This is a genomic window from uncultured Veillonella sp. (assembly GCF_963524655.1).
Taxonomy (GTDB): Bacteria; Bacillota; Negativicutes; order Veillonellales; family Veillonellaceae; genus Veillonella.
In genome coordinates this window covers 1-5,778 of record NZ_CAURHA010000056.1, presented here as the reverse complement: position 1 = coordinate 5,778, position 5,778 = coordinate 1, and the positions used below count along the sequence as shown (strand labels likewise).

The 5,778-nt window shown below is 37.4% G+C and carries 5 protein-coding genes; all 5 read right to left on the bottom strand.

Going from position 1 to position 5,778, the window contains the following annotated elements:
• Positions 1–91 precede the first annotated feature (91 nt).
• Complete coding sequence (locus RYM16_RS08645) at positions 92–976, bottom strand: LysR family transcriptional regulator (RefSeq protein WP_314983344.1); 885 nt, start codon at positions 974–976, stop codon at positions 92–94.
• Between the two features lie 189 nt (positions 977–1,165).
• Positions 1,166–2,386, bottom strand: a complete 1,221-nt coding sequence (locus tag RYM16_RS08640) for an MFS transporter (protein ID WP_287292997.1) — start codon at positions 2,384–2,386, stop codon at positions 1,166–1,168.
• Between the two features lie 188 nt (positions 2,387–2,574).
• On the bottom strand, positions 2,575–3,180 hold the full coding sequence (locus RYM16_RS08635) for a hypothetical protein (protein WP_314983343.1): 606 nt from the start codon (positions 3,178–3,180) through the stop codon (positions 2,575–2,577).
• 145 nt (positions 3,181–3,325) lie between these two features.
• Positions 3,326–4,597 carry a putative porin gene (locus RYM16_RS08630; RefSeq protein ID WP_314983342.1) on the bottom strand — a complete coding sequence of 424 codons (1,272 nt, stop codon included), beginning with the start codon at positions 4,595–4,597 and terminating at the stop codon, positions 3,326–3,328.
• Positions 4,598–4,850: 253 nt separating this feature from the next.
• A complete protein-coding gene (locus RYM16_RS08625) occupies positions 4,851–5,453 on the bottom strand; it encodes a hypothetical protein (protein WP_105081541.1) in 603 nt (200 codons plus the stop codon).
• Positions 5,454–5,778: the final 325 nt, after the last annotated feature.

Below are 5,778 nucleotides of genomic sequence, written 5' to 3'. Positions count from 1 at the left end.
TAGTAAATATCTAGTGTTATAAGGGTTTTTACACACACTTTTTGTCCTATAAGCCCTTATTTGGTTTTAGAATTCATATTTTAATTCGAATTTAGAATTCATCTAATACTTGTATAAACATGTCCTTAAAGGCCTCTACATAGGTGTTATCCTGATTCCTATGAGATACGAAATAATAATGACGTTCCATAGTCTTACCATGGTTTGTAAGAACCTTTCTCTCAATTCCTGGCAGTGCATCTGTTAGGTATTTAAAGCGATCTAACAATAATAAACCTTGTTGTCCAGCCACTAAATATCGAGCCTCTTCTAACGTTCGGGCATACGCAAAGGCACCACTATAGCCCATTGCCTTTCGATAATGGTCTTCTTCCGTCAAAGTATATTTACCGCGACACACTAAAATCAGCGGCAAATCATCAATGGTCTTCAGCTCCACACTACCTGCATCCGTGTAGCCTTGTGGAACCTCGATGATAGTAGTGGCTTTATCGATCAATTGGCTTTCATAATCATCAGATAAAACTTGCCATTGATCATTAAATGCTACATCTACACGACGATCTTGTAACATACCATATAATTCTTCATGACTGCCGCTATACATACGAATATCTAGATTCTTATAGCGCTTTGCCATACGAATTACAGTCTGTTGCATCGCAATACCACTATACCGATTCAAATAGCCAATGCGCAAACTCACTCGCGCATCAGTACCAATGCGTGTCGTTTCCACCTTAACATCATGAAATCGTTCTAGTAACTTTTTACCAGATCGATATAAATATTGCCCTGCAGGTGTTAGGTGAAAGCTGCGTTTCTCCCGTACCATCAATTCAACACCAAGACTATTTTCAAGCGCTTTAATTTGTTGTGAAATTGCAGACTGGGACACATACTGCTCAGTTGCCGCTTGGGTAAAACTATTATTGTCTACTACACACACAAAATACTCTAACTGTTTTAATAGCATAACTATACACTCTCATCTCTCAACATCGTACGGACCACCACCGTACAACCACAACACAAACCAACCCCTCTCATTAGCTTCTGTTACCTATATTACTAATTATATTTAATTGTATGTAATTGTGAAAGTCCCTAAATTACGATGCTTTGCTTTCACTCAGAATCACTTAATTGCGGTCCGTTGCTTTCACTAAGAATCACTTAATTGCGATACGTCACTTTCACTAGGAATCACTAAATTACGATAAATAAATAGCGCTGCTACAAAGAATATGGCTGCCGTAGTCCAGAATACAGCACCATAACCAAAAGTACGAGCAATCATACCACTAATAACAGGACCCAACACATTGCCCATCATAGCTACACTCGATACAGCACCAAACACAATGCCTCGTCGCTCAACAGGAACCGCCTTAGATATGAGCGTATTAGCAATAGGGGTAACGAACCCCATGAAAAAGCCTGCAATGGCACGGAATATACCAAGGCCCCATATACTAGGCATCATATATTGAAGTATAAACAAGGTCCCCACCGCCCACGTAGCAGTAAATACTATACGAGGCATAGTCACACATCTAGTTACCTTACTAATTGAAATCGATGCTAAGGCACTGAATACACCAGCACCGAAGATAATAATACCAACAATAGTCGCCACAAACTCGTCGCTCATATGCATATAGTGCTTAATATATAACGGTAAAATAGGACCTATACCGGTAATACCAAAATTACACAAGAATAGCATTCCTACAAGGAGACGTACACGAGGTATAGATAAAAAATATTTAATCAGCGAAATTTCTGATACACTTTCATCCACCTTATGTTTGAACTGTAAATTGGGCATTAAGAAATAAATCCCTAACATACAAATCCCAGTCAATGCAGCAAATACGAAAAATGGTGCACGATAACCTAAGAAGTCAGCCACAAGACCACCCATGAGCGGTCCAAAGACGAGCCCCATAACCATAGACGCTTGGTATAAGCCCATCGCCCAAGGCACTTTATTCTCAGGTGTTATAAGGACAATAATAGCTAATCCTATCGGCACATAACCACCCACAACACCTTGCAAAATACGTAGAATCAATAATTGCATTGGCGTCTGTGTAAAAGCACAAGCTCCAACAGTAATCATCAAGATAAACAATATGAGCATCATCACCTTACGAGGGCCCCATTGATTTGCCTTACGAGACCAATAAGGTGCACTAAGTGCTACCATTAAAGGTGTAACCCCAGATACGATCCCTGCCCACATAGCCGCCTGTCCTTGATCATGAAGTCCTAGCTCAGCCAAAAACAATGGAATAAACGAAACTACCCCTATAATGGTTATACCGCCACCAACCTGTATGGTGCAGATTAAATATATAATTCGTTTCCAAGAAGAATCCATAATGACCTTCTTTCTTAACAATAACAAACAGCATATACTTACACAAATCCGTAGAATATATACTTATATTTCTATTGTATCGTAAAGAACAAAAAAAGACCATCTCTTCCTATAAAAGGTTTAGAGATGGTCTTTTCACCCTATAATTATCTCCATTTCAGGAGATCAAAGATAACGTTTACGTCCTATTATTTTTGTTTAAACATCCAATAGATGTAATAAATCACCACTGCATAGGTAAACACATCAATAGCAGGCATAAATGGAACCATTTTAGCGAGTCGACCAAAGCTATGGATATGAAGATTGGCTGCCACGATAGCCACTAAATTTAAACGATGAATCCAAATCTTAGTATTACGAGAAACGGATTTAGACATGTTACCAATCCAAGTAGTTAGATATAAAACCCCAAATACTAATGCGATGAGCATCGCTGCCGTAGATACATAACCAGTCCAGAATGTCATTGGTTTGTTTAAGGCCTTAAGGAAATAGACGTACCAATGAATACAAACCATCACAACGCTAACAATACCGACAATACGATGCACTTGGTACATCTCCGCAGGATTATATCGTTTTATAAACCATTTTGGTCTAGTCGCGATATACGTTAGCACCAGCCAAGATATATAAGGTACGAGTCCAAGATGACGTTTCCAGAGCCAAGGACCTTTACCAATGCTTAAATAACCGTATTCAAGCATCCCCATAAAGGCTAAGGACAATACCGCAATCCATATTAAAATATGGTATTTACTCTTAAACTGTTTTTTTACTACTTCTGCCATATAAACCTCTCTATGTCTTATACAAACTACCCGTATATATCTAGTTGGTCTAATGTAGCATGCTAACAATTTCAATCCACATAGCATTCTACTTAGAACTTAAAACTAATTAGTTATTAAATCCAGATCCATCCTAAAATTAGAACTAGAATTTGAAGTTGAGGTCTGCACGGTAGAAATCATTTACACGATTACCGTCTTGTGTTTTCGTATGGAAGCCATAGTATGCATTAATACCAATATTTTTCTCTGGTGCGTAAGATGCACCTAATAGCCATGCTTTATAACCTTCATACCGTGTTTTCTTCAATAAATCATTAGATTCATATTTTTGCGTTTTAAATACTGGAGCATTTTTAGCTTGATCAAAGTAATCTAAACGTACAGCCCAAGAGTTCTTCTTGTTAATTTTATAATCGCCCCATTTAGCGCCTACATTCCAAACATCGGAATCACTCAAGCCAGATGCTTTTACCCATTCCCCTTCAACGGCAAATTTACCAACATTGTAATGTGCATTGAAACCATATACATTATCAAAATCATTGTTTTTCAAGCCATTGCCCATACGAACGTTTGCAGTACCAACATGCGCGAACATACCGCCGAAGCCAAAGTGATCATTAACCGCTACATTGGCATTGATAAGACCTACATCACCGTTATCTTCTCTGCTAGTCTTAGAAAAACGGCCTGCAGTCATATAACCATATGCACCATTTAATGTAACCTTTTTACCTAGCTTCGCTGTAGCGCCTACACCATCAAAGTTGGAGCTATAAATCAAGCCACTACCAAATTTTTGACTGTAACGACCGGCGTCTACTACAACATTTTTACCAAACTTGTGCTCTACATAAATCAAATCCCAATTAGGCTCTACTGCTTTAGCACTATCACCTAGTTCAATAGAGCCTGTCGTAATACGAGCTTTCACGGAGGTGTTTTTATTAACCTTCGCATCGATACCTAAACGTACACGAGCAGTGGTTTTATCTTCGTAATCGTAACCATCGATCCCCTCTCTACCGATGTAGTTGATACGAGCATCACCAGTAACCTTTACATTGCCTACGCGGTCTTCCAATTTAGCTACACGTACACCAAGTGTATTCAACTCATTAGAAAATTCCTCTGCCAAACGATTCAACAATGCTTGTTGTTCAGCATTTGCACGATCTTGATTAGCCATGCCTTTTGCAATCATTTGAGCCATTTCGTAACGAGTAATGTTATTTTGACCTTTGAAAGTACCATCTGGATAACCATTGATAATACCAGCTGTAGCTAATTGATCTACAGCTTGGTAAGCCCAGCTATCGGACGGCACATCGGAAAACGGGTTAACAGCAAAAGCTGTAGCTACACCCATCACAGCTGCTACTGCAAAAACACTAGTCATTTTACATTTCATCATAACAAACCTCACACACTAAAAATAAGAAAAAATAAAATGAGTAGATAATGAATATATGAACTTAATTATCATTATCATACATAACACAGAAATAATAACAACTTTCATTAATAGAGTAAAGAGAAAATGTATATCAATCTCACAATCATATATACCTTTAACTAATAATATGGCCTATTTAATTCCCTAAACAATAAAAATATAACGAAAAAATCCCTTCTGTATAATACAGAAGGGATTTGTATGTATCTTATTATTTCTTTTTAAACATCAAGTAGATGCAGTAGATAACAAGGCCATATGTGATGATATCAAACACAGGAAGGAATGGTACCATTTTGGAGATACGTTTAAAGCCATGAATATGAACGGAAGCAGCTACCAATGCAACTAAGTTGAAACGATGCAGCCAAATACCAACATTACGGCTAGATGCAGTTACTTTTCTAAGTTTTGGAGTTAAAAATGCAAGGCCCGAGATTGTACCAATACTGAAGGAAGTAAGGGCTACATAGCCACCCCACCAACCGAGAACGGATTTAGCAGCTTTACCAAAATAGAGATATAAATGAAATGCAATAACAGCTACAGAAGCAATACCTAATGCACGGTGAATCTTGAACATTTCACCTAAGTTATAACGACTAGTAAACCATTTAGGGCGCGTTGCCAAATAAGTCATCACAATCCACGCGCACCAAGGTACAAGGCCTGTATATACTTTATAGTTACCAAAGGCACGACCACTCTCAATGTACCCCCATTCCAACAAACCGATCATAATTAAAGAAAATACTGCAATCCATATAAAGATATGGTAAATACTCTTATACTGTTTCGTTTCCACTTGATTCATCTTAAACCTCTCTAACATAATTCTTGAAACGCCAATTTTACTTAATATATTTTATCATTTAAATTGAAATTTGTAGATTACTTTTATTAGATAGGTAGCATTCATTATAAGAATAATTCTAATTTAGCCTTGTATTCTAACTATATAAACAACTCCGAAGTGTTTCCGTAAAATAAGTAATTCAATCAGAAATAATGTTATGTTATGTTATGTCATGTTAAGTTAAATTATGTTATCTAAACTACGCTAACCAAAATTAGCAAATAAAAGGGCTCTATAATAAATGTTGGGGTGACACCACTACGGTGTCACTTCCAACATTATT